The organism is Agromyces binzhouensis, assembly GCF_042672355.1.
Classification (GTDB): domain Bacteria; phylum Actinomycetota; class Actinomycetes; order Actinomycetales; family Microbacteriaceae; genus Agromyces; species Agromyces binzhouensis.
In genome coordinates this window covers 648,479-675,241 of record NZ_JBHXVJ010000001.1, presented here as the reverse complement: position 1 = coordinate 675,241, position 26,763 = coordinate 648,479, and the positions used below count along the sequence as shown (strand labels likewise).

At 72.6% G+C, this 26,763-nt stretch carries 26 protein-coding genes; 13 read left to right on the top strand and 13 right to left on the bottom strand.

Going from position 1 to position 26,763, the window contains the following annotated elements:
• Nucleotides 1–61: 61 nt before the first annotated feature.
• The gene (locus tag ACFVHK_RS03310; RefSeq protein WP_376927570.1) at nucleotides 62–1,087 is read left to right on the top strand and encodes a LacI family DNA-binding transcriptional regulator; all 1,026 of its coding nucleotides are present in this window, start codon (nucleotides 62–64) and stop codon (nucleotides 1,085–1,087) included.
• A 13-nt stretch (nucleotides 1,088–1,100) separates the two neighbouring features.
• Here the strand turns inward: ACFVHK_RS03310 and ACFVHK_RS03305 are convergent, their stop codons facing one another.
• The 3 genes from ACFVHK_RS03305 to ACFVHK_RS03295 are packed head-to-tail and all read right to left on the bottom strand — an operon-like array spanning nucleotide 1,101 to nucleotide 5,217.
• Nucleotides 1,101–2,012 (bottom strand): DNA-methyltransferase, encoded by a 912-nt coding sequence (locus tag ACFVHK_RS03305; RefSeq protein ID WP_376927569.1) that lies wholly within the window; start codon nucleotides 2,010–2,012, stop codon nucleotides 1,101–1,103.
• A 35-nt stretch (nucleotides 2,013–2,047) separates the two neighbouring features.
• Nucleotides 2,048–3,787: an amidohydrolase gene (locus ACFVHK_RS03300; protein WP_376927568.1), complete on the bottom strand. Its 1,740-nt coding sequence runs from the start codon at nucleotides 3,785–3,787 to the stop codon at nucleotides 2,048–2,050.
• Entirely contained in the window at nucleotides 3,769–5,217 is a 1,449-nt protein-coding gene (locus ACFVHK_RS03295; RefSeq protein WP_376927567.1) for an APC family permease, read from the bottom strand. Before ACFVHK_RS03295 ends, ACFVHK_RS03300 begins: the two co-directional genes overlap by 19 nt.
• Nucleotides 5,218–5,340: 123 nt before the next feature.
• Here ACFVHK_RS03295 and ACFVHK_RS03290 point away from each other — a divergent pair, with 123 nt between their 5' ends.
• Nucleotides 5,341–5,961, top strand: coding sequence for a TetR/AcrR family transcriptional regulator (locus ACFVHK_RS03290; RefSeq protein ID WP_129233541.1), 621 nt, complete (start codon nucleotides 5,341–5,343; stop codon nucleotides 5,959–5,961).
• Nucleotides 5,962–6,080: 119 nt separating this feature from the next.
• Nucleotides 6,081–6,584: a flavodoxin family protein gene (locus ACFVHK_RS03285; protein ID WP_376927566.1), complete on the top strand. Its 504-nt coding sequence runs from the start codon at nucleotides 6,081–6,083 to the stop codon at nucleotides 6,582–6,584.
• A 56-nt stretch (nucleotides 6,585–6,640) separates the two neighbouring features.
• Here the strand turns inward: ACFVHK_RS03285 and ACFVHK_RS03280 are convergent, their stop codons facing one another.
• From ACFVHK_RS03280 to ACFVHK_RS03270, 3 genes are all read right to left on the bottom strand, one after another.
• The gene (locus ACFVHK_RS03280; protein ID WP_376927565.1) at nucleotides 6,641–6,961 is read right to left on the bottom strand and encodes a hypothetical protein; all 321 of its coding nucleotides are present in this window, start codon (nucleotides 6,959–6,961) and stop codon (nucleotides 6,641–6,643) included.
• Between the two features lie 82 nt (nucleotides 6,962–7,043).
• Nucleotides 7,044–8,093, bottom strand: a complete 1,050-nt coding sequence (locus ACFVHK_RS03275; protein WP_376927564.1) for a lipoate--protein ligase family protein — start codon at nucleotides 8,091–8,093, stop codon at nucleotides 7,044–7,046.
• A gap of 96 nt (nucleotides 8,094–8,189) precedes the next feature.
• Complete coding sequence (locus tag ACFVHK_RS03270; protein ID WP_376927563.1) at nucleotides 8,190–9,425, bottom strand: glycoside hydrolase family 6 protein; 1,236 nt, start codon at nucleotides 9,423–9,425, stop codon at nucleotides 8,190–8,192.
• A 187-nt stretch (nucleotides 9,426–9,612) separates the two neighbouring features.
• Here ACFVHK_RS03270 and ACFVHK_RS03265 point away from each other — a divergent pair, with 187 nt between their 5' ends.
• Nucleotides 9,613–10,275, top strand: coding sequence for a histidine phosphatase family protein (locus ACFVHK_RS03265; protein ID WP_376927562.1), 663 nt, complete (start codon nucleotides 9,613–9,615; stop codon nucleotides 10,273–10,275).
• Between the two features lie 51 nt (nucleotides 10,276–10,326).
• On the opposite strand, the gene ACFVHK_RS03260 is transcribed toward ACFVHK_RS03265, so the two are convergent.
• The 4 genes from ACFVHK_RS03260 to ACFVHK_RS03245 are packed head-to-tail and all read right to left on the bottom strand — an operon-like array spanning nucleotide 10,327 to nucleotide 14,705.
• The gene (locus tag ACFVHK_RS03260) at nucleotides 10,327–11,175 is read right to left on the bottom strand and encodes an alpha/beta fold hydrolase (protein ID WP_376927561.1); all 849 of its coding nucleotides are present in this window, start codon (nucleotides 11,173–11,175) and stop codon (nucleotides 10,327–10,329) included.
• Between the two features lie 40 nt (nucleotides 11,176–11,215).
• Nucleotides 11,216–12,061: a transglutaminase family protein gene (locus ACFVHK_RS03255; RefSeq protein ID WP_376927560.1), complete on the bottom strand. Its 846-nt coding sequence runs from the start codon at nucleotides 12,059–12,061 to the stop codon at nucleotides 11,216–11,218.
• A complete protein-coding gene (locus ACFVHK_RS03250) occupies nucleotides 12,058–12,987 on the bottom strand; it encodes an alpha-E domain-containing protein (RefSeq protein ID WP_129233549.1) in 930 nt (309 codons plus the stop codon). Before ACFVHK_RS03250 ends, ACFVHK_RS03255 begins: the two co-directional genes overlap by 4 nt.
• Nucleotides 12,981–14,705, bottom strand: coding sequence for a circularly permuted type 2 ATP-grasp protein (locus ACFVHK_RS03245; protein WP_376927559.1), 1,725 nt, complete (start codon nucleotides 14,703–14,705; stop codon nucleotides 12,981–12,983). Before ACFVHK_RS03245 ends, ACFVHK_RS03250 begins: the two co-directional genes overlap by 7 nt.
• Before the next feature lie 102 nt (nucleotides 14,706–14,807).
• Between ACFVHK_RS03245 and ACFVHK_RS03240 the strand changes: the two genes are divergently transcribed.
• Both ACFVHK_RS03240 and ACFVHK_RS03235 read left to right on the top strand, forming a co-directional pair.
• Nucleotides 14,808–15,275 (top strand): MarR family winged helix-turn-helix transcriptional regulator, encoded by a 468-nt coding sequence (locus ACFVHK_RS03240; protein ID WP_376927558.1) that lies wholly within the window; start codon nucleotides 14,808–14,810, stop codon nucleotides 15,273–15,275.
• Nucleotides 15,276–15,280: 5 nt separating this feature from the next.
• Nucleotides 15,281–16,753 carry an MFS transporter gene (locus tag ACFVHK_RS03235; protein ID WP_376927658.1) on the top strand — a complete coding sequence of 491 codons (1,473 nt, stop codon included), beginning with the start codon at nucleotides 15,281–15,283 and terminating at the stop codon, nucleotides 16,751–16,753.
• A 60-nt stretch (nucleotides 16,754–16,813) separates the two neighbouring features.
• Here ACFVHK_RS03235 and ACFVHK_RS03230 read toward each other — a convergent pair whose 3' ends face one another.
• Nucleotides 16,814–17,389: a hypothetical protein gene (locus ACFVHK_RS03230; RefSeq protein ID WP_376927557.1), complete on the bottom strand. Its 576-nt coding sequence runs from the start codon at nucleotides 17,387–17,389 to the stop codon at nucleotides 16,814–16,816.
• Between the two features lie 101 nt (nucleotides 17,390–17,490).
• Between ACFVHK_RS03230 and ACFVHK_RS03225 the strand changes: the two genes are divergently transcribed.
• From ACFVHK_RS03225 to ACFVHK_RS03215, 3 genes are all read left to right on the top strand, one after another.
• Entirely contained in the window at nucleotides 17,491–18,444 is a 954-nt protein-coding gene (locus ACFVHK_RS03225; protein ID WP_376927556.1) for a 2-hydroxyacid dehydrogenase, read from the top strand.
• A gap of 29 nt (nucleotides 18,445–18,473) precedes the next feature.
• The gene (locus ACFVHK_RS03220) at nucleotides 18,474–19,445 is read left to right on the top strand and encodes a serine hydrolase domain-containing protein (protein WP_376927555.1); all 972 of its coding nucleotides are present in this window, start codon (nucleotides 18,474–18,476) and stop codon (nucleotides 19,443–19,445) included.
• 76 nt (nucleotides 19,446–19,521) lie between these two features.
• On the top strand, nucleotides 19,522–20,613 hold the full coding sequence (locus tag ACFVHK_RS03215) for an NYN domain-containing protein (RefSeq protein WP_376927554.1): 1,092 nt from the start codon (nucleotides 19,522–19,524) through the stop codon (nucleotides 20,611–20,613).
• A 50-nt stretch (nucleotides 20,614–20,663) separates the two neighbouring features.
• On the opposite strand, the gene ACFVHK_RS03210 is transcribed toward ACFVHK_RS03215, so the two are convergent.
• Complete coding sequence (locus tag ACFVHK_RS03210) at nucleotides 20,664–21,140, bottom strand: DUF1707 SHOCT-like domain-containing protein (protein WP_376927553.1); 477 nt, start codon at nucleotides 21,138–21,140, stop codon at nucleotides 20,664–20,666.
• Nucleotides 21,141–21,280: 140 nt separating this feature from the next.
• Here ACFVHK_RS03210 and ACFVHK_RS03205 point away from each other — a divergent pair, with 140 nt between their 5' ends.
• From ACFVHK_RS03205 to ACFVHK_RS03190, 4 genes are all read left to right on the top strand, one after another.
• Nucleotides 21,281–22,012, top strand: coding sequence for a FadR/GntR family transcriptional regulator (locus ACFVHK_RS03205; RefSeq protein WP_376927552.1), 732 nt, complete (start codon nucleotides 21,281–21,283; stop codon nucleotides 22,010–22,012).
• Between the two features lie 15 nt (nucleotides 22,013–22,027).
• Nucleotides 22,028–23,314: an alpha-hydroxy acid oxidase gene (locus tag ACFVHK_RS03200; RefSeq protein WP_376927551.1), complete on the top strand. Its 1,287-nt coding sequence runs from the start codon at nucleotides 22,028–22,030 to the stop codon at nucleotides 23,312–23,314.
• Nucleotides 23,315–23,317: 3 nt separating this feature from the next.
• Nucleotides 23,318–24,352 carry a lactonase family protein gene (locus ACFVHK_RS03195; RefSeq protein ID WP_376927550.1) on the top strand — a complete coding sequence of 345 codons (1,035 nt, stop codon included), beginning with the start codon at nucleotides 23,318–23,320 and terminating at the stop codon, nucleotides 24,350–24,352.
• A gap of 75 nt (nucleotides 24,353–24,427) precedes the next feature.
• Complete coding sequence (locus ACFVHK_RS03190) at nucleotides 24,428–25,213, top strand: SDR family NAD(P)-dependent oxidoreductase (RefSeq protein WP_129235906.1); 786 nt, start codon at nucleotides 24,428–24,430, stop codon at nucleotides 25,211–25,213.
• An 18-nt stretch (nucleotides 25,214–25,231) separates the two neighbouring features.
• Here the strand turns inward: ACFVHK_RS03190 and ACFVHK_RS03185 are convergent, their stop codons facing one another.
• Nucleotides 25,232–26,650 (bottom strand): hypothetical protein, encoded by a 1,419-nt coding sequence (locus tag ACFVHK_RS03185; protein WP_376927549.1) that lies wholly within the window; start codon nucleotides 26,648–26,650, stop codon nucleotides 25,232–25,234.
• Between the last annotated feature and the right edge of the window lie 113 nt (nucleotides 26,651–26,763).

Sequence of the window (26,763 nt, the reverse complement as noted above, 5' to 3'; positions counted from 1 at the left end):
CGGACCCCGACGAGCCGCCCCGGACCCGACGCCCAGACCCCACGGAAATAGACTGACGAGCATGACAGGGATGATCGGAGCCGGGGCGCGGTCGTCTGCGCCGACCCTGGAGATGGTCGCGCGCGAGGCCAACGTCTCGCGCGCCACGGTCAGCCGCGTCGTCAACGGCTCGCCCAAGGTCTCACCCGAGGTCGTCCGGGTCGTCAACGCGGCGATCGCGAAGCTCAACTACGTGCCGAACCGCGCGGCGCGATCGCTCGCCAGCCGGACGTCGGGTGCGATCGCGCTCGTCGTTCCGGAGGACACCAGAATGTTCTTCGGCGATCCGTACTTCGCGGCCATCGTGCAGGGCATCACCCGCCGACTCGACACCAGCGAGTACCTGCTCAACCTTCTGCTCTCGACCAGCGACCCGAACCGCAAGACGCTGCGCTACCTGCGCTCGGGCGTCGTCGACGGTGCGCTCGTCGTATCGCACCACGAGGGCGATCACGTCCTGCACGAGGCGGCCCACGAGATGCCGATGGTGTTCGGCGGCCGCCCGCCGAACATCGCCGACGACGACATCTTCGTCGATGTCGACAACCTCGAGGGCGGCATGACTGCCACCGAGCGCCTCCTCGCCATCGGGCGGCGTCGCATCGGCACCATCACCGGGCGCCTCGACATGCCCGCGGCGGTGGACCGCCTCGCGGGCTACCAACGCGCGATGGAGACCGCGGGCCTGCCCGCCGACGCCGTCGAGAGGGCCGACTTCTCGGTCGCCGGCGCGGTCGCCGCCACACGGCGCCTGCTCGACCGCACGCCCGACCTCGACGGCCTGTTCGTCGCGAGCGACCTCATGGCCACGGGGGCGCTCGCGGTGCTGCGCGAACGCGGTCGGCGGGTACCGGACGACGTCGCCGTCGTCGGTTTCGATGACAGCCCCGCGGCGACCTCCTCCGCGATCCCGCTCACGACGGTCTACCAGCCGTCCGAGGAGATGGGCTACATGATGGCCGACCTGCTCGTGCGCCTGCTCGCCGGCGAGGACGTGCCGCACCGCAACATCATGCCGACGCGCCTGGTGCGCCGGCAGTCGGCGTAGGGCCCGCGGAACGTCAGGCGTCGAAGCGGATGCCTGCGGCATCCGCGAACCGGCGGCGCATGACCTCGATCGCGTCTGCGTGCTCGTCGACGAGCACGAAACGGCGGTCGAGCGAGCGAGCGACCGCGCCCGTCGTGCCCGAGCCGGCGAACGCGTCGAGCACCCAGTCGCCCGGACGGCTCGAGGCCTGCACGATGCGCCGCAGCACGCCCTCGGGCTTCTGCGTCGGGTAGCCGGTCTTCTCGCGGCCCGTCGGTGAGACGATCGTGTGCCACCAGACATCCGTCGGCAGCTTGCCCCGCGCCGCCTTCTCGGGCGTGACGAGCCCGGGTGCCATGTAGGGCTCGCGGTCGACCGCCTCGGAATCGAAGAAGTACGACTCGGGGTCCTTCACGTAGACGAGGATCGTGTCGTGCTTGGTCGGCCAGCGCCGCTTCGACTTCCCGCCGTAGTCGTAGGCCCAGATCAGCTCGTTGAGGAAGCATTCGCGGCCGAACAGCGCGTCGAGCAGCACCTTCGCGTAGTGCGCCTCGCGGTAGTCGAGGTGCAGGTAGAGCGTGCCGTCTTCGGCGAGCAGCCGCCACGCCTCGACGAGCCGCGGCTCGAGGAAGCCCCAGTAGTCGTCGAACCGGTCGTCGTAGCGCAGCAGGTCGCCGCGGATCCGCTCGTAGCGGTTGCCGGCGAAGCCGGTGATCGAGAGCCGTCGGGTCGGCTCCGGGTCGGCCTGCGACACCGGCCGGGCGGATGCCTCGGCCGCGGCATCCGCCCCGCCCTGCCGCACGTGGCGCAGCGACTGCCGCGCCTGCGACCGCCCCGTGTTGAACGGCGGATCGAGGTAGACGAGCGTGAACCTGCCGTCGGGGAACGACCGCAGCACGTCGAGGTTGTCGGCGTGGATGACGCGGTCGGGTTCGTCGGCGGACACCGCTCAAGTCTGCCAGCGCTCCCCCACGGGCCGGGTCAGCGCGCGTGCACGTGTCGGTCCCGTGCGGGCGCCGCAGCAACCGGGTCGTCGCCGACGACGCCGTCCGCCTCCGACAGCGCGCCCGCAGAGTGCGCGAGCCTGCCTCCGACGATCGTGAGCTCGGCGTGTTCGCGGAGCAGGCCCGACGGATCGTGCGCGTGGTCGTACAGGTCTCCGGACCACACCACGAGGTCGGCGTCCGTGCCGGGAGCCAGGCGACCGCGTGACGACTCGAGGTGCCAGGCGCGCGCGCCGCCGACCGTGTAGGCCTCGAGCGCGCGGTCGAGGCCCACGCGCTCGGGCGCCGTCCAGGCGGCCGAGCCGTCGAGCCCCGCGCGCGTCGCGGCGGAGTAGAGCCCCACGAGCGGATCCATCTCGCCGACCTGCCAGTCGCTCGAGAACGCGACCGTCGCACCCGACTCGATGAGGCTCCGGAAGCGCCACGCCCGGCTCCACCGGTGCTCGCCGACGTTCTCCATCCAGGTGCCTGCGACCAGGTCGGGCGAGCAGTGCCGCGGCTGCATCGCCGCGGTGACGCCGAGCGCGGCGAAGCGCGGCAGGTCGTCGGGGTGGAGGCACTCGACGTGCACGATGCCGTGGCGGCGGTCGACCGTGCCGTTGGTGCGGGTCGCCTGCTCGATCGCGTCGAGCGCGAGGCGGATGCCGCCGTCCCCCGTCGCGTGCGTGTGGGTCTGGAAGCCCATGCGGTCGAGCTCGGTGATCACGCTGACGAGTTCGCGGCCGGCGTCACCGGGGTACGACGGCCGGCCGCGCACGCCGGGCCGGTTCGCGTAGTCGTCGAGCATGAGCGCGGTGTGCGGTTCGATGACGTCGTCGGCGTAGAGCTTCAGCGGACCGAGCCGCAGGAGCCCGTCGCGGTCGGGCGAGGCCGACGCGCGGTCGACCGCGCCGCGGAGCTCGGCACGGAACGCGGCATCCGCCCCGACCGGATGGAAGAGCGCCGCGATCGCGCGCGAGGTGAGCGCCCCCTCGGCGAGGGCGCGTTCGAAGAGCGGCAGCTCCGCGAGCGGCACCTGGGGCTCGACCACCGTCGTGATGCCGAGCGAGGTCGCCATGCGCATGCTGCCGCGGAGCTTCCGGTACCTGCGCTCGGGCGAGTACATCGGGATGTCGCGCTGCAGCGCCGCGAGCCCGGCGACCGTCATCGCGCTCGTGTAGAAGTCGGTCACCCAGCCGGTGGCCTCGCCGTCGGCGTCGCGCTCGGGACGACCCCATGCGAGGTCGCCTCCGTCGGCGACGCCGAGGGCGCGGAGCGCGTTCGCGTCGAGCCAGACCGAGTGCTGGTCGTAGGTGGTGACCAGGATCGGGCGACCGAGGGGGTCGAGACCGGCGAGGTCACGGGCGTTCGGCCGCCGTCCGTCGACGACCGAGTAGACGGCGTTCTCCGCGCAGATCCAGCCGAGGTCCGGCCTGCGGGCGGCGAACGCCGCGATGCGCCGTCGCACCTCGTCGAGCGTCGACGCGCCCTCCAGCGAGATCGCGTCCTCGTCGAACCCGAGCAGCAGGTGGTTGTGGCTGTCGACGATCCCGGGCGTCACCAGCCTCCCGTTCGCGTCGAGGGTGCGGGCGGCGGCGGGCGCGTCTGCGACCTCGCCCACCCAGGCGATGCGCCCGTCGGCGATGCCGACCGCCTCGGACCAGGGGGCGCGGGGGTCGAACGTGCGCACGCGCGCCCCGGTGATCAGCAGGTCGAGCCTCACTTCGCGGGCTCCCACTCGTCGTCCTCGGCCGCGAGCAGGTGCGCGGTGCCGGGGTTCCGGCGGAGGTACAGGCCGTAGTACGCGAACCCGGCGACGACGATGCCGATCGCGATGCCGAGGCTGACCCATTGGGCGGGGTCGAGGATTCCGATGACGAAGATCGACGCGATCGCGATGAGCGAGACCACCGGGGCGAGCGGGTACAGCGGCATGCGGAACGTGCCCGTCAGGTCCTCCCCGGCGCGCGCGGCGGCATCGGACTGGCGACGCACGACGAGCGCGGACAGGGCGATGAAGCCATAGCTGAAGGCCAGGGTCGAGCCGGTCGCGTTCAGCAGGATGTCGAACGGGATGAAGCACGCGGCGAGGGCGAGCACGCCCATTACGACGGTGGCCGCGACCGGCATGCGCGTGGCAGGTGAGATCGTGGCCAGGGGCGTGGCGACGGCCGCGGGCAGTGCCCGGTCGCGGGCAGCGGCGAACAGCAGCCGGCCCGACTGGAGCGCGATCGCGATGATGGCGTTCACGATCGCGAGCGCCACCGCCACGAGCACGACGATCGTGATCGCATCACCCGAGCGGGCGGAGAGGAAGGTCTCGACGGGAAGCGCGGCGCCGAAGAGCTCCTCGAGCGAGTCGGCGCCGAGCAGGATCGCGGTGAGCGGCACGAGCTCGGCGAGCACCGTGATGACGGCGCTCCAGATGACGGCGCGGGCGATGGAACGTCGGGCGTTGCGCGTCTCCTCGGCGAAGTAGATGGCGCCGCCGTAGCCGTTGTACGAGAAGATGCCCTGCGTGATCGCCAGGACCAGGCCGGCGATGCCGAGCGGCGCGAGGCCGCCGGTGGCGGTGTCGAGCGCCTGCGGGTCGAGGAGGTCGGTGATCGGACGCTCGACGTGCACGAGGCCGAGCACGGCGAGCAGCGCGAGCGCGGCCATCTCGACGACGAGGAAGGCGCCGGTGACCCAGGCGTTCGCGCGGATGTTGAAGCACGCGGTGACCGTGGCGAGCACGATGACGACGATGGCCGTCCAGAGCGGGTCGAGGCCGGCGATCGCGACGCCGAGGTAGTCGGCGACCCCGAGCGCGAAGATCGCGACGATGAGCGGCAGCGTCACGAGGCTGATGAGGAACACGGCGGCACCGGACGCCGGGCCGAGCACCCGACTGACGAGCGAGTAGTCGCCGCCCGCGATCGGATGCCGCGAGCCGAGCTCGGCGTAGCAGTACGCGATGAGCAGGCTGATCACGCCCGCGAGTGCGAAGCCCCAGAACACGCCGGTGCCGTACACGGCCAGGGCGGCGCCGCCGAGGATGAAGACGCTCGAGGCGGGCGAGATGCCCGAGAGGGTGATGAGCACGTTGCCGCCGACGCCGAGCGAGCGCGAGAGCTTCGCGCCGTGCGTCGTCGTGGCGGCGGTGTCGAGGGCGGGCGGTGTGGTCATGTCGGTCTCTCTTCGTCGGGAGCACGTCGTGTTCCGGGGGCGATGGCGCTGGTCGAATCATTATTTGACACCAACGTCAATGAACTCGATGAGTGTGGCAGGGCGATCGGCTAGTGTCAAGGAATGGCTCGACCGCGCAACCAGCGGGCCCGCCGCGACGCGCTCATCCAGGCGACGTACGACGCCGGCCACCGGCACGGGCTCAGGTCGCTCTCGCTCACCGACGTCGCCGCCCAGGCGGGGCTCACGCGAGGTGCGATCCTCTACTACTACGAGGACCTCGACGCGCTGCTCGTCGAGGCGCACGCCGCGGGCATCGAGCGCTTCTGCGACGCCCGCGACGCGCGGATCGCCGAGCTCGACGACCCGAGCGCGCAGCTCTCCGCCGCCATCGAGGGCGGGTTGCCGAGCGGACCCGACGACGCCCTCATGAGCCTCCTCTACGAGTTCGACGTGCTCGCGGGGAAGTCGGCGCTCCACGATGAGCTCGTGCAGAAGCTCTACCTGCGCCAGCTCGACACCTACCGGCGAATCGTCAGGGCCGGACGGGAGAGCGGGACCTTCGCTCCGCGACTCGACGACGACCGACTCGCGATGACGTTCGTCGCGCTCGAGGACGCCTACGGCCTGCACATCGTCGGCGGCAACGCGCTCATGACCGTCGCGACGGCGTCGGCGGCGATGCGCGAGGTGGCCGCCGACCTCGGCTGCCCGAGCGTCGTCGCCGAGGTCGCAGCGGACTGACGCGTGCGACGGCCGGCCCGCCTCAGCGGTCCAAGGTCCCGGCCGGGCGCGCGCGCGCCCTACTACCGTGATGGCCGACGGCACGGCCGGGGTCGTCACGCGGACGGGGAGCGGGGTTCATGCGCGCGTTGGTGGTGTACGAGACGATCTGGGGCAACACGGGCGCCCTCGCCGAGGCTGCGGCCGACGGACTGCGCGGAAGCGCGGGGGTCGATCGGGTCGACGTCGTGGCCGCGACCGAGGCTCCTGCCGCGATCGACTCCGAGATCGACCTCGTGGTCGTCGGCGGACCGACGCACGCGTTCTCGATGTCGACCGCGTCGTCGCGGAGCAACGCCCGTCAGCAGGGGGCGACGGACATCCCGGCTCGCGGCATCAGGGAGTGGATCGCCGAACTCGCACCGCCGTCGTCGGCGGTCGCGGTCGCGACGTTCGACACGCGGACGGTGCATCCGCGCCTCCCCGGGTCGGCGGCGAAGAAGGCCATGAAGGCGCTCGTGTCGAAGGGGTTCCGGCCGGCGGATTCACCCAAGACATTCGGCGTGCACGGCTACTCGGGCCCGATCGCGGACGGCGAGCTCGAGCGGGCACGCGAGTGGGGTGCGACGCTCACGGACGCGTAGCGCCGCGTCGCGGCATCCGCCTGCAGCCCGGATTTCCGGAGCGCCGAACGCGCGGGTCAGCGGTGGACGTCGAGCCGGATGCGACCGCGGAACCGGTCGGGGTCGCCCTCGTCCGCGTCGGCCGCGGCGAACGCGATGCCCTTGTCTCCGTCGCCGGGCACCGGGGCCGGAACGGGCAGCCGCGCCTGGCGGTCGACCTCGACCTGCGCCTCGTACTTGCGGGGCGCGAAGACCTCGTCGCCGATCATCATGACGGCGGACCCGCTGGGCTTGCCCTGCTTCGTCTTGTCGGAGAGGTCGATCCAGCCCTTGCGCGTGGCGAACACGCCGAGCGCGATCACCGCGCCGGCGATGATCAGGATCATCCACCAGTCCACCCGGCGATTCTAGACGCCGTGCCTCCCCCTCACGTTCAGGGGTTCCACAGGCCCGGTCTCCCGTCCCCCGGACGCTCCCTCGTCAGGGCACCCGCTGCAGCCAGTCCTCGGTCGCGAACTTCGATGCGACGAGCGCCTCGGCCTCGGCGAGCTCGTCGGCCGTGACCGCTCCGGGCGTCGCGCCGTACAGGCCCGCGAACGTCTCCTTCAGCCGCTCGATGACCTCGGCGCGGGCCAGCCCGGTCTGCGAGCGCAGCGGGTCCACGCGCTTCGCCGCCGACGCGATGCCCTTGTCGCTGATCTTCTCGCGGCCGATCCGCAGCACCTCGAGCATCTTCGCGTTGTCGAGGTCGTACGCCATGGTCACGTGGTGCAGCACGCCGCCCGAGCCGAGGCGCTTCTGCGCGGCGCCGCCGATCTTGCCCGCCGGGCTCGCGATGTCGTTCAGCGGCTGGTACGTGGCCTCGATGCCGAGCGAGCGCAGGCCCTGCAGCACCCAGTCGTCGAGGAACGCGTACGAGTCGGCGAAGCTCATGCCCTGCACGAGTTCGGCCGGCACGTACAGCGAGTAGGTGACGACGTTGCCCTTCTCCATCATCATCGCGCCGCCGCCCGAGATGCGGCGGACCACGTCGAAGCCGTAGCGGGCGGCGCCCTCCGGGTCGACCTCGTTCCTCACCGACTGGAACGAGCCGATCACGACGGCCGACTCCTCCCACTCCCAGAACCGAAGCGTGGGCTTTCGGCGGCCCTCGCCGACGCGCGTCGCGAGCACCTCGTCGAGCGCCAGGTGCACGCGCGGCGGCACGGCGGCGTCGTGCACGATCTCCCACTCGTAGTCCGACCAGGTCCGGGCATCGGTCATCGCGCGGCGCACCGCCACGGCGATCGCCTCCGCCGAGAACCCGAGCATGACCGCGTCGGGCCGCAGCCCCTTCGTGATCGCCGCGGCGATCTGCTTGGCGTCGGATGCCGCGGGCAGCCCGTCGAGCGCCCGGTTCAGGTCGCCCAGCGCCTCGTCGGGTTCGAGGAAGAAGTCGCCCGCGACGCGGGCGTTGCGGATCGCCCCGTCGACGACGTCGAAGTCGACGACCACGAGCTTGCCGCCGGGGACCTTGTACTCACCGTGCATGCGACCAGCCTACGGATGCCGCGGGGTCGTGCGTCCAGCGGGCGGGAACCGGCGCCGGCGTTCCGGGGTCGCGCCGGCTCCCGCCCCGGCGGGGCGCTACGGGGAGACCGGCGGCACCGCGTTCGCGATGAGCTCGTCGGCCATCTCGACGAACCACTGCCCGGCGGCCGGGTCGACCATGCCGCGCTCCGGGTCCTCGGGGCCGGCGGTGCCCCGCAGGCACTGGCCGTCGGACTCGCCGGGCACCTTCACCCAGAGGTAGGCGTCGATGAGCGGGTCGCCGGTGTCGGTCGTCGGCCGCAGGCCGAGGCCGCGGTCGGGCGGGTTGCACCAGACCTGCGGGTCCGGGTAGACGGCGGGCGGCGTCCACGGTCCGACGCCGTTCCGGCTGGTGTCGATCACGAAGTGCGCCTGCGAGTCGGGATCGCGCAGGAGCCCGGTGTCGGCGTAGGCCTGGTCGTAGGCGGCATCCGTCAGCTCCCACGTCGAGAAGTCGGACGGGTTCGCCGGATAGTACTGGCTGCCGCACCATTCCCGCTGCCACCACGAGTTCAGGTCGAGCTGGATGCACTCCGAGATCCAGGTGCCGTACTTCTGCTGCCGCTCGGTGGTCTCGTAGTTCGAGACGTTCAGGAAGAAGCCGTCGGCGCGCTCGACTCCGGCCTTGATGAGCCGGTCGGCGACGTCGCCGACCCCGAGCCACGCCGAGTGCGTCCCGTCGAGGTAGACGGCGGTGTTCGGCAGCGCCGCGAAGGCGTCGACCGCGTGGTTCAGCATCGCGAACCGCTCGTCGGCGGCCGTCGCGGCATCCGCCTCGGCCGGCTGGCACCACTCGAGCTGGCCGTTGATCGTCGTGTACCAGGGGATGATGCCGAGCCCGTCGGGCTCGAGGATCACGACCGCGTCCTTGTTGCCGATGCCCTTGGCGTAGCCGTCGATCCAGGCCGTGTACTCGGCAACGGTGGTCGCACCGCCGGCGGAGTACTGCGCGCAGTCGCGGAACGGGATGTTGTAGGCGACGAGGACGGGCACCTCGCCGGCCGCGTGTGCGGCCGAGACCACGCGCTTGACGTCGCGCTTGGCCTCGTTCGGCGTGCCGCCGTTGATCCACGTGGCGCTCGGGAACGAACCGAGCAGCAGCGCGTCGGCGCGGGCATCGCCCTCGAGTGCCGCGGCCGCCGCGATGGTCGTGCTCGCCGGGTTCGTCCAGAGGTCGACCTCGGGTCGGAGCACGTCATTCGCGGCGTACGCGGGGGATGCGGCGAGGGCAGCGGCGGCGAGGGCGGCGGCGACGCCGACGGCGAGTACCTTCGGTTGGCGCGGAGTCTTCATCGATTCTCCTGGCTTCTCAGTCTTCATTGACAGCGGATGAGCGTCCGGCGGCGTGCACCGGCATCCCATGAGAGCGCTCTCACGGGACACAGCCTGCCGTGCTGCCTCCACGGCTGTCAAGGGCTCGCAGGCCACGGGCGTAGGCTCGGCCACGGACCATCCGTTCGGCTGCGAGGGGGATGCCGCGATGACCACCCTGTACCTGGCACGACATGGCGAGACCGTGTGGCACGGCGAGCACCGCTACGCGGGCTCGACCGACATCGACCTCACCGCGAACGGGCTCTCCCAGGCCGACCAGCTCGCGGAGTGGGCGTCGCGCGCGCGGCTCTCGGCGGTCGTGTCCTCGACGCTCACCCGGGCGCAGGCGAGCGCCGAGCCCGCCGCCGCGGCGGCCCACGTCGAACTGCGCACCGACCCGAGGCTCGTCGAGATCGACTTCGGCGACGGCGAGGGCCTCGCTCCCCGCGAACTGGCGGAGCGGATGCCCGAGGCCTGGGCGGCGTTCGGACGGAATCCCGCGCGCAGCCCGCTGCCCGGCGGCGAATCGGGCATCGACGGCATCGCACGCGCAGAACCCGCGCTGCGCGAACTCGTCGAGGAGTTCGGCATCGGCGACGCGACGGTCGGCGGATCCGCCGACTCACGGCGCGGTCGCCGGGTGCTCGTCGTGTTCCACGGCACGCTGCTCCGGCTCCTGCTGTGCGAGTGGCTGGGCGTCGACCCCGACCGCTATCGAGACCTGTTCCCCGAGGTCGCCAACTGCGCGCTCACCGAGGTCCGGTTCGAACGGGTCGACGGGCGGGTTCAGCCGCGCCTCATCGGGTTCAACGTCCCGGCGCTGCGCTGACGGGCGAGATCCGGATGCCGCCTCCTCCGACGCGGCATCCGTCGTCGCCGCTCAGTCGACCGCGAAGCGCTCGTCGAGCCAGCGGATGAGGTCGCCGCGGACCTCCTCCTGGTTCGTCTCGTTGAAGATCTCGTGGCGGGCGCCGTCGTAGACGGTGAGGGTGACGTCGGCGAGGCGGCCTCGCGAGGCGTAGGCGTCGGCGAGCCTCAGCGCGCTCTTCTCGCCGCCGAGCGAGTCGTCGGAACCGACCATGATGAGTAGCGGGAGCTCCTCGGGGAGGTTCCGCCCCGGGCGGCCGAGCAGGCGGGCGGCCTCGATCAGCCCGAACAGCTGCTGCAGCGGCACCGCGGTCGTGTACGGGTCGGCGACGAACGCCTCCGCGACCGCCGGATCGCGGGAGAGCCATTCGAGGCCGGTGGTCCCGAGGTGCCGATGGCGGCGGTTCAGGTCGCCCGAGTTCATGTGGATCGGCGTCCGATACGCCGTTCCGGTGAGCACCACCGCATCCCAGTCGTGCGGGTGCCGTTCGAGCAGGATCTGCGCCATCAGCGAGCCCCACGAGTGCCCGAGGAGCACGAGCGGCACCTCGTCGCCCTCGGTCTCGCGGATGATCCCGGTGAAGAGGTGCACGTCGTGGATCGCCGCGCGCAGTCCGCCCGGTCCGAGCCTGCCCATCCGGTCGAGGTCGCCGCCGTGCTGCTCGAACCCGGTCTGGCCGTGCCCCCGGTGGTCGTCGGCCCAGACCGAGTAGCCCGCGGTGTTCAGCGCCTCCACGAGGGCGCCGTAGCGCCCGATGTGCTCGCCCACGCCGTGCACCAGCTGGACGACCGCGACCGGCTCGGGCACGCGCCAGTGCTGGTAGTGGATGCGCACGCCCTGGGGGTCGGTGAAGGTCGGCATGCGCTCATCCTGCCACCGGCGAGCGCCCGGCGACGCGAGGTCAGGCCTCGCGCGTGACCTCGACCGACACGAACAGCTCGGATGCGCTCGGGCCCGCGTACACCCCGCGGAGCGGGGCCACGTCGGTGTAGTCGCGTCCTCGTCCGACGAGCACGTGGAGCTCGCCCGCCTCGGCGAGGTTGGTGGGGTCGTAGCCGCGCCATGCGCCGGAGAACCACTCCACCCACGCGTGCGACTCGCCGGCGACCGTCACGCCGACGGGCGCCTCGCGGTCGGGGTGCAGGTACCCCGAGACGTACCGGGCCGGGATGCCGACCGAGCGGAGGGCCCCCACGACGAGGTGCGCCATGTCCTGGCAGACGCCCTTGCGTTCGGACCACGCCTCCCGGGCCGTGGAGTTCACCGCCGTGACGCCCGTGACGTACTCGACGGCGTCGCCGATGGCACGGCTGATCTCGAGCGCGGTCTCGCCGACCGGCATGCCCTCGGCGGCGATCTCCGCGGCGAGCGCGGCGACCTCGTCGGGAGGCTCGGTGGCCACCGTCTGCGTCGAGAACTCGACGAACGGCACGCTCGAGACGCGGATCGCGGCGAGCTCGTCCCACGTCGGCTCGGGGCCGCGGCCGGGCACGGGACGCACCTCGACCACGCTCGTCGCGGTCACCGAGAGCTCCCGGTGCGGCGTCAGCACCTCGAACGTCGAGACGCGGGTGCCCCAGTAGTCGAGGTAGGCGTGCTGGGTCGCCCCCGGGCGGATGTCGAGCGCGGCGTGCATCACGAACTGCTCGCCGCCCGAGTACGGCAGCATCCGCGCCTCGTTGTAGGAGGCGGTCGCGGCCTCCTCGTACGCGAAGCCCGTGCGATGGACGATGCGCAGTCGGCTCATGAGACCTCCCCGATCCAGACCGGCACGGCGCTCGTCGGGAAGTAGCGCTGACGGATCGCATCGGTGGCGGCCGAGACGAACTCCTGCACGCGTTCCATGTTCCCCGAGAGGTCGTGCAGGATGTCGCCGATCGGCCGGTACTCGAGCTCGGAGCGGATCTGGCCCAGCAGCCGCTGCGCCTGGTCGGTGACGCCGACGCGGCCCGCCCGCGGGTCGATCTCGCGCAGCGATTCCTCGGCGCGGATGACGCTCGAGATGATCGAGCGCGGGAACAGCCGGTCGAGCAGCAGGAACTCCGCCGCCGAGAGCGTCGACGGAACCCCGCGGTAGCTGCGCAGGTACGCCTCGTAGCCGCCGCAGCTGCGCAGGATGGTCGTCCAGCTCGGCCCGCTCGCCTCGGTGAGCGATCGCGTCGCGAGCAGGCGCGCGGTCATGTCGGCCCGCTCCACGGCCCGGCCGAGGCTGAAGAAGTGCCAGGCCTCGTCGCGACTCGAGGCCGAGTCGACGACGCCGACGGCGAGCGCGGAACGGTCGCGCACCCAGCGGAAGAACTCGTGGGTCTTGTCGGATGCCACGTGGCGGGGCATCCGCGCATTCGTGTGGTTGATCGCCTCCCACAGCTCGGTCGAGACGATCTCCCGCGCCCGGCGCGCGTTCTCGCGTGCCGCGGTGACCGAGTGCGCGATGGACGCGGGATGGTGCGGGTCGACCGCGAGCAGCGCGATCACATCCTGCGGGCCGAGGCTCACGTCGTCGTTGGGCTCGCTGCCCATGACCGCCATCAGGGCGCGGCAGGCCGAGTCCTCGTCGATCCACGGGTCCTCGAGCAGGAGCTGGAGGTGGACGTCGAGGATGCGCGCCGTGCCGTCGCTGCGCTCGATGTAGCGACCGATCCAGAACAGGCTCTCCGCGATGCGGCTCAGCATGGCTCCGCCTCCCCTCGGGTCGGACGTCGCGATGGTCGCTGCTGCTGCTGTTGTTGCTGCTGCTGCCGGACCGGGGCCTCCTCGTCCTGCGGCGAGGACTCCGGGCGGTGCCGGTGGTGCGGGCTGGCGGCGGCGCCGTCGCCGAGCAGCGGGATGGCGGCGGTCACGGGCGCGGTCGCCTGGTCCGCGACGATCGACCCGACGCGCGCTCCGGACGGGTTCGGGCTCGGGACGATGCCCGCGACCGGGCCCGTCGTGACCGAGTCGTCGAGCACCCACGTGTCCTTCGACCCGCCGCCCTGGCTGGAGTTGACGACCAACTGCCCCTCGGGCAGCGCGACGCGCGTGAGTCCGCCGGGGAGCACCCAGACGTTCTCGCCGTCGTTCACGGCGAACGGGCGCAGGTCGGCGTGGCGGGGACGCATCCCGTCCTCGACGAGCGTCGGCAGCGTCGAGAGCTGCACGACGGGCTGCGCGATCCAGCCCCTGGGGTCGGCGAGGAGTCGGGCACGGAGCTCGGCGAGCTCGCCGCGCGAGGCGTCGGGACCGACCACCAGCCCCTTGCCTCCGGAGCCGTCGACGGGCTTGACCACGAGCTGGTCGAGCCGGTCGAGCACCTCGGCGAGCGCCTCGGGCTCCTCGAGCCGCCAGGTGTCGACGTTCGGCAGGATGGGCTCCTCGCCGAGGTAGTACCTGATCAGGTCGGGGACGTAGGTGTACACGAGCTTGTCGTCGGCGACGCCGTTGCCGACCGCGTTCGCGATCGTGACGTGCCCGAGCCGGGCGGCGAGCATGAGTCCCGGCGCGCCCAGCACCGAGTCGGGCCGGAACTGCTGCGGGTCGAGGAACTCGTCGTCGACCCGGCGGTAGATCACGTCGACGCGGGTGGGGCCGGCGGTGGTGCGCATCCAGACGCGGCCGCCCGAGCAGAACAGGTCGCGCCCCTCGACGAGCTCGACGCCCATGAGCCGGGCGAGCAGCGTGTGCTCGTAGTACGCCGAGTTGTACACGCCGGGGGTCAGCACCACGATGTTCGGCTCGTCGACCCCCTCGGGCGCGCTCGCGCGGAGCGCCTGCAGCAGCCGGTTCGGGTAGTCGCCGACCGGCCGGACGCGCATCGACGTGAAGAGCTCGGGCAGGGTCTGGGCCATCACGCGACGGTTCGAGATCACGTAGCTGACCCCGCTCGGCACGCGCACGTTGTCCTCGAGCACGCGCCAGTCGCCGACCTCGTCGCGGATGACGTCGATGCCGGCGACGTGGATGCGCACGCCGTTCGCGCTGACGATCCCCGCGGCCTGCCGATGGAAGTGGCTGGACGAGCTGAGGAGCGCCGCCGGGATCACGCCGTCGCGGACGCAGTCCTGCGGGCCGTAGACGTCGCCGAGGAACCGCTCGAGCGCTCGGACACGCTGGGCGACGCCGGCCTCGACGACGTTCCACTCCCGCGCCGCGATCACGCGGGGCACGGCGTCGAGCGGGAACGGCCGCTCCTCGCCCGCGAAGTCGAACGTGACGCCCTGGGCGAGGTAGCTGCTCGCGAGCGCGTCGGTGCGGCCGCGGAGCTCGTCCTGGGTCATCCGCGCGAGCGCCGGGTAGAGCTCCCGGTAGGGCTCGCGAACGCTGACGGAGTCGGAGGGGAACATCTCGTCCCACGGTCGTTCACGACTCCGCCGTCTCGACCGCGTCGCCGCGTATCCGTCGAAGAGGCTTCCCATGTCCTGACTGTTCCAGTCGAGCGTTTCGAGGGTGTTACCGACGCGAGTCTACGGGAAATCGTGCGGGAATCATTAGGCACCCTAATTTGTTAGGCTAACGATATGACCGACATCCTCGCCTCGACGGGCGCGCATCCCCGCGCACGGCGGCCGTCCCTCGCCGAGCAGAGCACCGAGCTCCGCCTCGCGGTCATGCGCCTCGCCCGCCGCATCCGCCAGGAACGCGCCGACGCCGAGCTGAGCGCCACGCAGTACGCGGCGCTCGCCTGGACCGCGAGCGAGGGCCCCCTCACGCCCGGACGCCTGGCCGAGCTCGAACGGGTCACGCCGCCGTCGATGAACCGCACCGTGAACTGCCTCGTCGATTCCGGGCTGCTCGTGCGCGAGAGCTCGCCCGACGACGGCCGCAAGGTGCTGCTCCACGCGACCGACGCGGGCCATGAGATCGTCCGCGAGACCCGCCGGCGCCGCGACGCCTGGCTCGCCAAGCGCTTCGCCACCCTCTCCGCCGACGAGCGCGACACGCTCGCCGCCGCCACCGACATCCTCAGGAGGCTCACCGACCAGTGAGATCCATGTTCCGCTCCCTCGCCTCCGTCGACTACCGCATCTGGTTCGTCGGCGCGCTCGTCTCGAACATCGGCGCCTGGATGCAGGCCACGGCCCAGAGCTGGGTCGTGCTCACCGAGCTCACCGACAACGACGCGCTCGCGGTCGGCATCACGATGGCCCTGCAGTTCGCGCCGCAACTGCTGCTCGTGCCCGTGACCGGCCTCATCGCCGACCGCTTCGAGCGCCGGAAGATCCTGATGTTCACGCAGTCGGCGCTCATGCTGCTCGGGCTCGCGCTCGGACTCCTGCTCATCCTCGGGCACGCGGAACTCTGGCACCTCTACGTCTTCGCCGGGCTGCTCGGCATCGTGAACGCCGTCGACATCCCCGCCCGCCAGACCTTCGTCGCCGACCTCGTCTCGTCGTCGAACATGTCGAACGCGGTCGCACTCAACTCGGCGTCGTTCAACGCGGCGCGCATGATCGGCCCGGCCCTCGCGGGCGTCCTCATCGTGCTCGTCGGCACGGGCTGGGTGTTCGTCATCAACGCGATCACGTTCATCGCGGTCCTCGTCGCGCTCGCGCGGCTCCGGCGTTCGAACCTGCGACGGATGCCGCGGGCCCCCCGCCAGCGCGGCGCGTTCGTCGCGGGCTTCCGATACGTGGCCGGACGCCCCGACCTCGTCATCGTGTTCGTGATGGTCTTCCTCGTCGGCGCCTTCGGCATGAACTTCCCGATCTTCGCCTCGACGATGGCGGTCGAGTTCGGGCGCGGCGCCGGCGAGTACGGCCTGCTGTCGTCGATCCTCGCCATCGGCTCGCTGACGGGCGCCCTGCTCGCGGCCAAGCGCGAGCGCGCCCGCATCCGCGTCATCATCGGGGCGGTCGCCTTCTTCGGGATCGCGTCGGCGGTCGCCGCCGTCATGCCGACCTACTGGCTGTTCGCGGCATCCACCGTCTTGATCGGCTTCACGGTCGTGACGATGCTGACGACCGCGAACGGCTACGTGCAGACCACGACCGACCCGCTCCTGCGGGGTCGCGTGATGGCGCTCTACATGGCGATCCTCTCGGGCGGAACGCCGATCGGCGCGCCGATCGTGGGCGCCGTCGCGAACGCCTGGGGCCCGCGCTGGGCGCTGGGCGTGGCGGCGGTGGCGGCGGGCATCGCCGCGCTCATCGGCCTCGGCTGGCTGGTCGTGGGGCGCGGCCTGCGCGTCGTGCGCCATCCGGTCGGCCGGCGGATTCCGCGCTTCGCGCTCTCGTACGCGGAGGCGCCGACCGCGGCGATCGCCGTGCCGATCACGCGACCCGTCGACCTGCCGACGACGAGCACGTCGCCGATCGACCTGGTCGCGTCGACGACGCCGATCGAGTTGCCCGGTCGGCATCCGGCCCCGGGCGACGTCCCCGGCAGGCACACGGCGCGTCGGCCCTCCGGCGCCGCCGCGACCTCGGCGCGAGCCCGTCCGCACGCGCGTCGATCCGGCGCCTGACGCCGACCTCCGCCGTCGCGCGCCACGAGCCCGCGGCGCGCTGAGGACGGCCGGGCGGAGTCAGTGACCGTGGGCGAGCTGCTGCAGGCCGACGACGGCGAGGCCCAGCAGCGCGAGCATGCCGAGCCCGATGAGCTGTTCCCACCAGGTGAGGCGGGTCCGGCGCACCGCGACGTAGCCGATGAGCGCGAGCGTGACGATGTAGACGATCGACGCCGCCGTGAGCGCGCCCTGGAGCTCGAACACGCCGAGCACGGCGAGGACCAGCAGGATCAGCGGGATGGACGCCGATCCCAGCGCGGACCCGGCGACGCGGGCCATCCGTGCGAGCTCCCGTCCACGCGGGAAGTCGGCGTGCACGACCAGGTGGGAGACGACGTCGGCGACGAAGCCCGCAGCGGTGATCGCGACGATGCCGACCAGCAGCGTCAGGGTCGCTCGTCCGGCGGAGATGTGCTCGGCGTTCTCGTGCTGCACGAGCACGATCGCGAGGCCGGTGAAGGTCGCGTAGACCCGCTCCTTGAGCGCCTCGGCCATCTCCTCGATCGGCAGGTCGTCGGGTCCGCGGCGGCGTCGACGCCGCAGGCCTCGCGGCGCGGCCCGGTCGGTGCTCCCCGCGGGATCCGGCTCGTCCATGCCGGCCATCGTAGCGACCGTGCGGTGCTCGTCGATCGCATCGCGTGCGCCCGGGAGGAGTCGTTGCCGTGGATCGACGCCGGCGCTGGAAGGATCGACGCATGACCGACCACGCGAACCTCCTCGTCACCGTGCCCGGCGCGACCCTTCGCCGTGCGCTCGAGCGGACTCCCGGCGGCGTGCCCGACGGTGTCGACCTGGTCGAGTGGGACATGGCCGGTCCCCCGCCGCCGGAGGCGTCCGGCCGCCGGATCGGCATCGCGGTCCCGCCCTACATGGGCGCCTCGGCCCGACTCGGCGTGCTCGACGGGCTCGACGTCGGGCTCGTGCAGTCCCAGTCGATCGGGTACGACGACGTGCCCGACGCGCTGCCGGCCGGACACGTGTTCGCGAATGCGGCATCCGTGCACGAGACCTCGACGGCCGAGCTCGCGGTCGGGCTCGCGATCGCGGCGCAGCGCGGCATCCCCGACTTCGTGCGCGCGGCCGACGAGGGCCGCTGGGCGCCCGCCCGGTACGCGAGCCTCGCCGACCGGCGCGTGCTGCTCGTCGGGTACGGCGGCGTCGGCCGTGCGATCGAGGACCGCCTCGCGGGCTTCGAGGTCGAGCTCACGCGCGTCGCGAGCCGCGCGCGCGACGACGAGCGCGGACGGATCCACGGAGTCGACGAACTGCCCGCGCTGCTGCCGCACGCCGAGGTGGTGATCATCGTCGTCCCGCTCTCCGACGAGACGACCCGTCTCGTCGACGCCGCGTTCCTCGCCGCGCTGCCCGACGGCGCGCTCGTCGTGAACGTCGCGCGCGGCGCGATCGCCGACACCGACGCGATCCTCGCGGAGGCGACATCCGGCCGCCTGCGCTTCGCGCTCGACGTCACCGATCCCGAGCCGCTGCCCGAGGGGCACCCGCTCTTCGCACTGCCGAACGTGCTGGTCTCGCCGCACGTCGGCGGCGCGACGACCGCGATGATGCCGCGCATGGCGCGGCTGCTCCGAGACCAGGTCGAGCGGATGCTGCGCGGCGACGAGCCGCGCAACGTCGTGCTCCGCACCTGACGCGCCACCCCACGAGAGGACACGACCACATGCCGCAGTTCGACCACGCCTTCGACTGGGTGCGCCGCAACGTCGCCGACGGTCCGCTGCCGAACGCCGTGCTCGGCGTCGCGAACGCCGACGGCGTCGTCGCGCTCGACGCCTTCGGCGAGGCCTCCGTCGACGACCACTACCCGCTGTTCTCGATCACGAAGCCGATCGTCGGGCTCGCCGCCCTGCGTCTCGTCGAGCAGGGCCGGCTCACGCCGGACACGCCGCTCGAGCGCGCACTGCCCGGCTTCGGCGCGGGGCGCGACGACGTCGTGCGGCTCCGCCACCTCGCGAGCCACACGTCGGGCATCGTCGAGCCGCCGCTCGACACGCCCGCCGGGCTCCGCCCGTCGCTGCTCGCGCCCGGGCGCGACTTCGCCGCCAGCACCGTGTCGCGCTACTCGACCATCGCGTTCGAGGGCATCGCGGCCCTCATCGAGCACGCCTCGGGCGCATCCTGGGAGCGGGCCGTCGCCGACGTCGCCGAGCGGGCGGACGCCTCGGGCCTCACCTTCGACGCCGCCGCCTCGCCGCACGCGCCCGTCGATGCCGCCGCCCAGGGGCTCGACTACGAGCGGTTCGCCGCGCTGCGGCATCCGGGCGCCGGGCTGCTCGGTCGCGCGGCCGACCTGCTCGCGCTCGGCAGCACCCTGCTCCGGAACGACGGCGCCGTCGTCGCGCCGGTCACCGCCGCGGCCATGCTGCGGCCGCTGACCGCCGGCCTGCCGAAGCTCGAGCCCTACCCCGCCTCGCGCGGGCAGGACTGGGGCTTCGCGTGGAACCTGCGCCACTCGGCGCCGGGCCTCCTCACGACCGACACGTTCGGCCACGGCGGCTGGGCGGGCACGGAGTTCTGGGTGACGCCGTCGCTCGGCGTGTGCTTCGTGCTCATGACGAACCTCGGCGGCGGCTTCGGCCGATTCGGCGTGGACGCCGACGAACTGCACAACGCGGTGGCCGCGGCCGGCTGAGCCGCGCTCCGCGCGCTCCCTGTCGACCGTCAGGCGGCGGGCATACGATCGAGGGACACCCCGACGGAAGGTCCCCATGCCCGCTTCGGCAGAACCCCGCGTGGCCCTCTACTTCGACTTCGACAACATCGTCATCTCGCGGTACGACCAGCTGCACGGTGACATGCAATACCGCAAGGACACCTCGCGGACCAAGACGGTCTCGCCCGGCACCAAGGCCGCCGAGCGGTTGAAGGAGGCGACGGTCGACGTCGACGCCGTCCTCGACTTCGCGGCCACCTTCGGCACGATCGCGATCGCGCGCGCCTACGCCGACTGGTCGACGCCCGTGAATGCGAGCTATCGCGGCCAGCTCATCGACCGTGCGGTCGACCTCGTGCAGCTCTTCCCGCTGTCGGCGACGAAGAACGGCGCAGACATCCGCCTCGCGGTCGACGCGGTCGAGGACATGTTCCGCATCGACGACCTCTCGCACATCGTGATCGTCGCGGGCGACTCCGACTACGTGGCGCTCGCGCAGAAGGCCAAGCGCCTCGGCCGGTACGTGGTCGGCATCGGCGTCGCGGGCGGCACGAGCCGAGCGCTCACCGCCGCGTGCGACGAGTACGCCGACTACGACGCGCTGCTGGCGACGGATGCCGCGGTGGCCGACGACGAGGCCGGCGCGGCGGCGCCGCAGTCCGGCTCCGGCCGCGGCGGCAGGCAGGCGGCGGCGAAGAAGGCGGATTCGGCCGGATCTCCTGCCGAGGAGGAGCCCGCCCCCTCACGCCGCCGACGTGCCTCGACGAAGAAGTCGACGGATGGCGCATCCACCGATGCCTCGCCCGACGCGGACGCGGACGCGCCCACGGACCGGCCGGCCGCTCCGACGACCGCCGTCCAGTTCGTCGCGCCGGGCGATGCGGTCGACGAGGGCCCCTCTGGCACGACGCGGAACCCGGGTCGGCTGCTGCTGAAGGCGCTCGAGCTGCTGCGCGCGAAGTCCGACGAGGAGTGGCAGCCGAGCGGCGCGGTGAAGAACCAGATGCTGCGCATGGATCCGTCGTTCCAGGAACGGCGACTCGGGTTCGCCTCGTTCACCGACTTCCTGAAGTCGCGCGGCGGAGTGGTCGAGCTCGACGAGACGACGGGCCAGAACCGCGTGCGCATCCGACCGAAGAAGGGCTGACCGGAACCGCGCGCTCGCGCCTGTCCCGGGTTCCGGTCAGCACGCTCCGGTCAGCGGTCCCGTTCCTTCGCCGAACCGCCGCCGTAGACGATGATGCCGGTGATCGGGATGAGGAAGAAGAACAGCCACGCCCAGGTGAACCCTCCCGGAACCCAGAACCCGAACCCGAAGAACAGCAGCAGGGCGACGAACGGCGAGAGCGCCATGATCGTGTCGCCGACCCGACCGCCGAGGGCCCTGGAGCGTCGTCCCATGGGCGCCGTCGGCTCGGGGACGGGCGCCCAGGTCAGGGGTGGCTCCGACACGGTCGGGGCGGCGGGTCGTGGTGCGGCTGCCGGGAGGTCGGCGAACAGGGGTGCGAGGTCGCCGCGCGTCACGGCGGCGCGCGCCGATGCGGACCGGTCCGCGAGCTCGGCCGTGGTCAGGCGCCCCTCGGTCTGCGCCGTCATGAGGTGCCCGACGGCCTCCTCGCGCTCGGCGTCGCTCAGTCGCTCCTGCGGTCGTTCCGGGTCGGCGTATCCGCTCATGCCCCAAGCGTCGCGCACATCTCCGTCCTCGACCAGTGACCAAAGGCCCCACGATCTGTGGTCTGACCACATCTGGTACCCTGTGGTCTGACCACAGACCCGGCGCGGCGGCACCGCCCGGGCGCGCGCGAGGAGACGGCATGGGCGACGACGCATCGGCTCGATCGATCGAGCCGCGCGCCTGGGAGGCCGTGCTCGAACACGTCGAGCGCAAGCTGCTCGACGGCGACCTCGCCCCCGGCGACCGCCTGCCGGGTGAGCGCCGGCTCGCGACCGACCTCGGCGTCGGCCGGTCGAGCGTGCGCGAGGCACTTCGCGTGCTCGAGGTGCTCGGCCTCATCCGCACCCACGCGGGATCGGGGCCCACCGCCGGTGCGATCATCATCGCCACGCCCGGCGGCGGCATGAGCGCGCTCATGCGCCTCCAGGTCGCGGCGAGCGGCTTCCCCGTCGACGACATCGTCGCCACTCGCCTGGTCCTCGAGGCGCACGTCGCCGGCGACCTGGCCGCGGCGACCGCACCCGACCTCGGCGCCGCCGAGCGACTGCTCGACGCCATGGACGACACCGGCCTCGACCCGGCCGAGTTCCTCGCGCTCGACGCCGCCTTCCACCTCGCCCTCGCCGAGGCATCCGGCAACCAGGTCGTCACCGCGACGATGGCCGGACTGCGCAGCGGCATCGAGGGCTACGCCCTCGCCGGGCACGCGCGCATCGCCGACTGGGCCGGCACGTCGGCGCGACTTCGCGCCGAGCACCGCGGCGTGCTCGACGCGATCCGGGCAGCGGATGCCACGGCCGCACGCACCCGGATCCACGACCACATCTCGGGCTACTACGCCGAGATCTCGGCCGACCCCCGACTCCCGTAGGAAGAGAGCACCCGCATGGTCCAGCGCCAGTTGCCGAACCCCCGCGAACTCGCCGAGCTCATGAGGTTCAAGACGCCGACCCTGAACCCGACCGACCGTCGCCTCGAGAAGGCGCTCACGATCGCCGACCTGCGAGTGATCGCCCAGCGTCGCACTCCGAAGGCGCCGTTCGACTACACCGAGGGGTCGGCCGAGGCCGAGATCTCGCTGGCCAGGGCGCGACAGGCGTTCCTCGACATCGAGTTCCATCCCTCGATCCTGCGGAACGTGCCCGAGGTCGACACGAGCCGCGAGGTGCTCGGCGGCCCGAGCGCCCTGCCGTTCGGCATCGCGCCGACGGGCTTCACGCGCATGATGCAGACCGAGGGCGAGGAGGCGGGTGCGGGTGCGGCCGGCGCAGCGGGCATCCCCTTCACGCTGTCGACGCTCGGCACGACCTCGATCGAGGGCGTCAGGGCCGCGAACCCGAACGGCCGCAACTGGTTCCAGCTCTACGTGATGAAGCAGCGCGAGATCTCCTACGGCCTCGCCGAACGCGCCGCCGCGGCCGGCTTCGACACCCTGTTCTTCACGGTCGACACTCCCGTCGCGGGCGCGCGACTGCGCGACAAGCGCAACGGCTTCTCGATCCCGCCGCAGCTCACGCTCGGCACGGTCGTCAACGCGATCCCCCGACCGGCGTGGTGGATCAACTTCCTGACGACCCCGAAGCTCGAATTCGCCTCGCTGTCGTCCACCGGCGGCACCGTCGGCGAGCTCCTCGACTCGGCGATGGACCCGACGATCTCGTTCGACGACCTCGACGTGATCCGTGAGATCTGGCCGGGGAAGATCGTCGTCAAGGGCGTGCAGACCGTCGAGGATGCGAAGCTCCTCGCCGACCGCGGCGTCGACGGCATCGTGCTCTCCAACCACGGCGGCCGCCAGCTCGACCGGGCGCCCGTGCCGTTCCTGCTGCTGCGGGACGTCGTCCGCGAGGTCGGCGGCGACATGGAGGTGCACCTCGACACGGGCATCATGTCGGGCGCCGACATCGTCGCCTCGATCGCGCTCGGGGCGCGCTTCACGCTCGTCGGCCGCGCGTACCTCTACGGCCTGATGGCCGGCGGTCGCCGGGGCGTCGACAGGGCCATCGAGATCCTGCGGAACGAGATCGTCCGCACGATGAAGCTCCTCGAGGTCGCGACCCTCGACGAGCTCCAGCCGAAGCACGTCACCCAGCTCACGCGTCTCGTGCCGGTCGCGCGACCGGTCGCCGCGGCGGCCGAGCAGGCGACGGATCGGGAGCCGACTAGGGTCTGAAGCATGTCCGAGCGCATGGAGCCCCGCAACCGGCGATTCCTCCTCGGGTCGTACACGCCCGACGGACCGGCGCCCTCGGTGCACCTCGCGGAGCGCTCGCCCGACGGGCGCTGGCGGATCGTGACGTCGGCGGCGGCCTCGAACCCGTCGTTCGTCGCACGGTCCGGCGACCTGCTGTTCGCCGTGTTCGAAGCCGCCTCCGGCTCGGTCGCGAGCTTCCGGCTCGACGGCGACGCGATCACGCCGGTCGACGTCGTCGAGCACGGCGAGGCGGACCCGTGCCACGTCGTCGCGGCGATGCACCTCGGCGTCGTGCTCGTGGCGAACTACACCTCCGGGTCGATCACGGCCGTCCCGGTCGACGGCGCCGGGGCACTCGGCGCGCCCGTCACGCTGCCGCTGCCGGCCGGCGGCGGACCGGTGCCCGACCGCCAGGCGGGCCCGCACGCGCACGAGATCGTCGCGACGCCATGGGGCACCCACGTGGTGAGCAACCTCGGCGGGGACGCGATCCACGAGTTCGCGGTCGATCGCGACGACGCCGGAGCTCCCGTCCTCCGCATCACGCGGACGCTCGACGTCCCGCCGGGCACCGGCCCCCGGCACATGGTGGTGCGCGGCGGCCTGCTGCACGTCGTCGGCGAGCTCGACGGCGACCTGCACACGTTCGAGGTCGACGCGACGTCGTTCCGGCCGGCGAGCTCGACGCCGACCGTCGCCCGTGCCGCGACGGGACCCGACGACGTCGTGCAGCCCTCCCACCTCGACCACGCGCCGTCGGGCCGGCTGCTGACGGCGCTCGTGCGCGGCCGCGACAGCGTGAGCGTCTTCGATGCGACGGATGCCGCGCGGCCGCGGCTGGCGTCAGAGCACGCCGTCGGCGCCGCCTGGCCGCGCCACCACGCCCACCTCGACGACCGCACGGTCGTGGTCGCCGCGCAGCTCGGCGACGCGCTCGTCGAGGTCGACCTGGTGACGGGCGCGACCCGGCGCGTCCTCGAGCTCACCGCGCCGTCCTGCGTGGTCCCGGTCGACTGATCGGGCCGCGCCGCGCGGCGGGCGAACGGCCCGCGCCCCTGCCGGACGGCACGCGCCGGTGCCTAGGATGACGCCATGACCCTTCCCTCCGCCTGGAACCTCGACGGACGCGTCGCGATCGTGAGCGGCGCCGGCAGTCCCGAGGGCATCGGCTTCGCGACCGCGAAGGCGCTCGGCGAGCTCGGCGCGGGCATCGTGCTGACGGCGACGAGCGAACGCGTGCACGAGCGTGCCGAGGAGCTCCGCCGCCTGGGCATCACCGCCGTCGGGCTGACCGCGCGCCTCGACCTCGAGGAGCACGTGGACGACCTCGCCGCGGAGCTCGCGGCAGGAGGCATCCGCCCCACGATCGTCGTGAACAACGCCGGGATGATCGCGACCGGCGACCCCGAGATGCTGCACGGCGACGCGACCATGACGCTCGCCGACTGGAACGCGAGCCTCGCCATGAACCTCACGACGGCGTTCCTGCTGACCCGGGCGATGATGCCCGGCATGCGGGAAGCCGGCTGGGGGCGCGTGGTCTGCGTGTCGAGCGTCTCGGGCCCGCTCATGGCGTCGCGCGGCGACGTCGGCTACGCCACCGCGAAGGCCGGCATGCTCGGGTACGTCCGCGCGCTCGCGGTCGACGAGGCGCTGTCGGGCATCACCGCGAACGCCGTGGCACCGGGCTGGATCGCGACCGCGAGCCAGCTCCCGAGCGAGGCCGAGGAGGGCCTGCTCGTCCCGGTCGGTCGCAGCGGCCGGCCCGACGAGGTCGCATCGGCCATCGCGTGGCTGGCGAGCCCCGGCGCGTCGTACGTCACCGGGCAGTTGATCGCGGTCGACGGCGGCAACGCGGTCGCCGAGGAGCGCCGCTGACGGGGTGCGCCGCCGGCCTCACCAGCTCGTGACGAGCAGGTGCTGCACGACGAGCGCGAAGGCGAGCTGCCCGGCGAAGCCGGCACGACGCCACCGCTCGGTGAGCAGCGCCGTGCCGACGAGCAGCCACGGGACGAACGGCAGCCAGATGCGCTCGACCTCGGCCTTGCTCATCTGCGAGAGGTCGGCGGCGACGATCGTGGCGGCCGCGGCGAGCGCGAGCACGATCACGATGCGTTCGGGGCGCGCCTCGGAACGCCACCCGACTGCGCGCGCACCTGCGGTCGCGACCGCGGCGCCGACCAGCGGTCCCGCGCTGATCGCCAGGGCGGCGAGGTTGCCCCACACCCAGTAGGTGAACTGGCGGCGACTCGCGACGCCGTCCCAGTAGCGCTCGACGAGCACGGGGAACGCCTCCCACCAGAGGAATCCGAACGCCGCGAACGCGAGCACGACCACGAGCGCAGCGGCGGCCGCGATGGGGAGCGGCCGCCAGTCGCGGCCGAGCGCGAGCACGGCGAGCGCCAGGATGCCGAGGATCGGCAGGCCGTACGACATCATCACGCAGTACCCGAGCAGCAGGCCGGCGAGCACGCTCCAGGCGGCCATCGCGCCCGATCGGCGCGCGGTCGCGGCGAAGCCGAGGGTGCAGAGCCCCCACGCGGCGACCGCGGCGAACATGCCGTCCGCCGAGACCGCGAACCAGATCGCCGCGGGGCCCATCGCCAGGAACGGCGCGGCCCGGCGCGCGGCGTCCTCGGCCCCGAGACGACGGAGCAGGGTCAGCACGGCGAGCGCCGCAGTCGCACCGACGAGCAGCACGACGAATCCGGCCGCGAGCCCGCCGCCGAGGCCGAGCCGGACCAGCACCACGAAGAACAGCAGGGCGCCCGGCGGGTGGCCGGCGATGTGCACCGGCCAGTTGTCGACCGAGTCGAGGGGGATGTGGGCGACGTAGTCGCGCAGGGTCGCGCCGAAGTCGGTCACCTCGCGAGCCGTGCCGAGGTACTCGTACCTGTGCTCGAGGATCTGCCCGATCCCGTCCCAGCCGTCGACGATCGCGAGCGCGACCATCCACGCGACGGCGGCCGCGTAGGCGACGGCGAGCAGGGCGCCCCAACGGAGCCGCCGCGCGAGCGGCACGCCCCAGACGGCCGCGGCGACCGCGAGCAGCACGGCGGGCAGCGTGCCCGGGCCGAGCCGCGGCATCCACTCGGCGTGCAGGGGCGGGAACGACCTGATGTGCACGCTCTGGCCGAGCAGCGGCGGCACGATCATCGCCAGGGCGATCAGGGCGAGCGCGATCCCGAGCCCGACCCACGGGGCGGCAGCGACCAGCGCGCGACGGCGGTTCGACGGCGACGTCGACGGCGGCTGCGACGGCGCAGCGGATGCCGCCGCCGCTCCGCCGCCGCGGACTCCGGGTTCGTCGTGCACCCTCCGAGACTATTGAGCGACCGCCCGCCGGGGCAGGGGTGGACTTCTTACGGAACCGGGAAGCCCGACGGAGGGCGACGCGGCAGGGGGCGTCCGCGAACCGTAAGGTCCAC

Bases quoted from the DNA above. Each gene is read 5' to 3' on its own strand.
- ACFVHK_RS03245 (WP_376927559.1), bottom strand. From the start codon at position 14,705: ATGGGAAGCCTCTTCGACGGATACGCGGCGACGCGGTCGAGACGGCGG.
- ACFVHK_RS03255 (WP_376927560.1), bottom strand. From the start codon at position 12,061: ATGAGCCGACTGCGCATCGTCCATCGCACGGGCTTCGCGTACGAGGAG.
- ACFVHK_RS03250 (WP_129233549.1), bottom strand. From the start codon at position 12,987: ATGCTGAGCCGCATCGCGGAGAGCCTGTTCTGGATCGGTCGCTACATC.
- ACFVHK_RS03275 (WP_376927564.1), bottom strand. From the start codon at position 8,093: ATGCACGGTGAGTACAAGGTCCCCGGCGGCAAGCTCGTGGTCGTCGAC.
- ACFVHK_RS03190 (WP_129235906.1), top strand. From the start codon at position 24,428: ATGACCCTTCCCTCCGCCTGGAACCTCGACGGACGCGTCGCGATCGTG.
- ACFVHK_RS03210 (WP_376927553.1), bottom strand. From the start codon at position 21,140: ATGAGCGGATACGCCGACCCGGAACGACCGCAGGAGCGACTGAGCGAC.
- ACFVHK_RS03215 (WP_376927554.1), top strand. From the start codon at position 19,522: ATGCCCGCTTCGGCAGAACCCCGCGTGGCCCTCTACTTCGACTTCGAC.
- ACFVHK_RS03205 (WP_376927552.1), top strand. From the start codon at position 21,281: ATGGGCGACGACGCATCGGCTCGATCGATCGAGCCGCGCGCCTGGGAG.
- ACFVHK_RS03310 (WP_376927570.1), top strand. From the start codon at position 62: ATGACAGGGATGATCGGAGCCGGGGCGCGGTCGTCTGCGCCGACCCTG.
- ACFVHK_RS03240 (WP_376927558.1), top strand. From the start codon at position 14,808: ATGACCGACATCCTCGCCTCGACGGGCGCGCATCCCCGCGCACGGCGG.
- ACFVHK_RS03220 (WP_376927555.1), top strand. From the start codon at position 18,474: ATGCCGCAGTTCGACCACGCCTTCGACTGGGTGCGCCGCAACGTCGCC.
- ACFVHK_RS03265 (WP_376927562.1), top strand. From the start codon at position 9,613: ATGACCACCCTGTACCTGGCACGACATGGCGAGACCGTGTGGCACGGC.
- ACFVHK_RS03230 (WP_376927557.1), bottom strand. From the start codon at position 17,389: ATGGACGAGCCGGATCCCGCGGGGAGCACCGACCGGGCCGCGCCGCGA.
- ACFVHK_RS03290 (WP_129233541.1), top strand. From the start codon at position 5,341: ATGGCTCGACCGCGCAACCAGCGGGCCCGCCGCGACGCGCTCATCCAG.
- ACFVHK_RS03225 (WP_376927556.1), top strand. From the start codon at position 17,491: ATGACCGACCACGCGAACCTCCTCGTCACCGTGCCCGGCGCGACCCTT.
- ACFVHK_RS03270 (WP_376927563.1), bottom strand. From the start codon at position 9,425: ATGAAGACTCCGCGCCAACCGAAGGTACTCGCCGTCGGCGTCGCCGCC.
- ACFVHK_RS03295 (WP_376927567.1), bottom strand. From the start codon at position 5,217: ATGACCACACCGCCCGCCCTCGACACCGCCGCCACGACGACGCACGGC.
- ACFVHK_RS03195 (WP_376927550.1), top strand. From the start codon at position 23,318: ATGTCCGAGCGCATGGAGCCCCGCAACCGGCGATTCCTCCTCGGGTCG.
- ACFVHK_RS03285 (WP_376927566.1), top strand. From the start codon at position 6,081: ATGCGCGCGTTGGTGGTGTACGAGACGATCTGGGGCAACACGGGCGCC.
- ACFVHK_RS03200 (WP_376927551.1), top strand. From the start codon at position 22,028: ATGGTCCAGCGCCAGTTGCCGAACCCCCGCGAACTCGCCGAGCTCATG.
- ACFVHK_RS03235 (WP_376927658.1), top strand. From the start codon at position 15,281: ATGTTCCGCTCCCTCGCCTCCGTCGACTACCGCATCTGGTTCGTCGGC.
- ACFVHK_RS03260 (WP_376927561.1), bottom strand. From the start codon at position 11,175: ATGCCGACCTTCACCGACCCCCAGGGCGTGCGCATCCACTACCAGCAC.